The sequence below is a fragment of the Phenylobacterium sp. genome, assembly GCF_036821595.1.
Lineage (GTDB): Bacteria > Pseudomonadota > Alphaproteobacteria > Caulobacterales > Caulobacteraceae > Phenylobacterium.
The window spans coordinates 1-2,097 of the sequence record NZ_DAISJG010000165.1; the positions used below are offsets into that span (position 1 = coordinate 1).

General features: G+C 70.6%; 2 protein-coding genes. Both read right to left on the bottom strand.

Annotated elements, in window-relative coordinates:
• Positions 1-653: hypothetical protein (locus V7Z97_RS20235; protein ID WP_334165401.1), on the bottom strand; the 653-nt coding region annotated here is incomplete at its 3' end.
• Positions 654-871: 218 nt separating this feature from the next.
• Positions 872-2,095: a spinster family MFS transporter gene (locus tag V7Z97_RS20240; RefSeq protein WP_334165404.1), complete on the bottom strand. Its 1,224-nt coding sequence runs from the start codon at positions 2,093-2,095 to the stop codon at positions 872-874.
• Between the last annotated feature and the right edge of the window lie 2 nt (positions 2,096-2,097).

The window sequence follows — 2,097 nt, forward strand, 5'->3', positions numbered from 1 at the left end:
GCCTCGGCCGGGGCGGCCGGCGGCGGGGTCGGGTTCTCCGCGATGGCCACCTGGTGGATCACGAACCGGCCGCCGGGCTTGTCCTCGATGTCCAGGCGGATCTGGTCGATCACCGACTGGGTCCAGTCGGGCCCGCCCTGGGCCTGGCGGCGCATGTCGTAGACCAGGGTGACGGTCTCGTTGAGCTTCGGCGACTCGTTGTCGACCGGCTTGCCCAGCCAGTTGATCCCCTCGCCGTGGGTGGCGGTGGAGTAGTAGAGCGCGCCGTCCCAGGCCTCGCCCGCGCCGACGCGGGTCAGACGCACGATCACCAGCGGGTACTGGCCGCCCGGGATCGCCAGCCCGCTCGGCGAGCGGACCGTCGGATCGGCGACCGTGACCGCGAGCCCCTGACCTGCGGTCGGCGCCAGCTGGCTGCCGACGCCGGTGAAGCCGTCGGTCGAGCCGTCGAAGGTCCAGAGCTTGGCCGTGCGCAGGGCGACCCCGCCCATCTCGAACCCGCCGGCGGCGGGATTCCAGCGCACAGACGCCGCCCGCTCCGTGGCGGCCGCGGCAGGTCCGGCGGGCGTCGGGGCGGCAGGTGCGTCGGCCTTGCGGTCGCACGCGGCAAGGAGGATGGCGGCGAGGCTCAGGGCGATCAGGCCGGATTTCACGAAGGGCTCCTGTGAGCGGGCGGAATCAATGTTCGGTCTAGCATGCCGCGGCGCTCCGCCGCCACGCCCGCCGCGGGGCCAAAAAAAAGGCCGCGCTCTTGCGGGCGCGGCCAGTTCATAGGGAGGAAACGCCCCGAAGGGCGAGATCCACTTTCACGCTGCAGCGCACAAACGCAAGCGAAATTTCACCTGGATCGGAATTCCTGCGACATCCTGTCCTAGGCGACCCAGTCACGGCGCAGCCGTAGCGCTGCGAGGCCGAACAGGGCGGCGCTGACCACATAGAAGCCCAGGCCCGAATAGATGGCGTAGCGCAGGGCTTCCGTCCCGAACCGCGGCGTCAGCGCATCGGAGACGGCGCCGAAGAACCAGGTGCCGAGGCCGAGCCCGATCAGGTTGTTCACGAACAGGAAGCAGGCCGAGGCGGTGGAGCGCTGCGCCGCCGGCACCAGGTGCTGCACCGCAGTAATGACCGGGCCCAGCCAGACCAGGTTCAGGCCGGTGGGGATCAGGAACAGGACGAAGGCGATCGGCAGGCTGGTGGCCTGCACCGCCATGAAGAAGCACGGCAGGGCGATGAGGAAGGCCACGGCGGGGACCAGCAGATAGGCCTGCGGCCTCGCCTGCCCCAGGCGATCGCCGAGCCAGCCGCCCGCCCAGACGCCGATCACCCCGCCCACCAGGGTCATCGACCCCAGGAACAGGGAGCGGTCCACGAGGCCCATGCCCAGGCTGCGCTCGAAGAAGGAGGGCAGCCAGAAGGCGACGCCATAGCCGCACACCGACGAGGCCGCGGCGCCGAGCGAGATCAGCCAGAAGCTGGGCTTGGCGAGAAGACGGCCGAGGCCGCCCGCCGCCGGCGCGGCCACGGCGGGCGCCTCGTCCATCCCGCCACGCGGCGGCTCCTTGACGATCAGCTTGAACACCGGAGCCAAAAGGACGCCGGCGAGGCCGACGATGATGAAGGCGGCGCGCCAGTCGATGGAGGCGGCGATCAGGCCGCCGAACAGGATGCCGAGGGCCGATCCGATGGGGATGCCGAAGGAATAGGCCGCCAGCGCCCGGGCCCGCTGATGCTTCGGGAAGTAGTCGGCGATCAGGGAGTAGGCCGGGGCGACGCCGCCCGCCTCGCCCACGCCCACGCCCATGCGGCAGAAGAACAGCTGCCAGAAGCCGCCGGCGAGCCCGCACAGCGCCGTGAAGCCGCTCCACAGCGTCAGCGCCCCGGTCATGATCCAGGTCCGGTTGCCGCGGTCGGCCCACCAGGCGATCGGTATGCCGAGGCCGGTGTAGAAAAGCGCGAAGGCCAGCCCGCCCATCAGGCCGAGCTGGCTGTCGGTGAGGCCGAGGTCCTTCTTGATGGAGCCGGCCAGGATCCCGAGGATCTGGCGGTCCAGGAAGTTGAAGGTGTAGGCCAGGATCAGGATGGCCAGCACCAGGATGC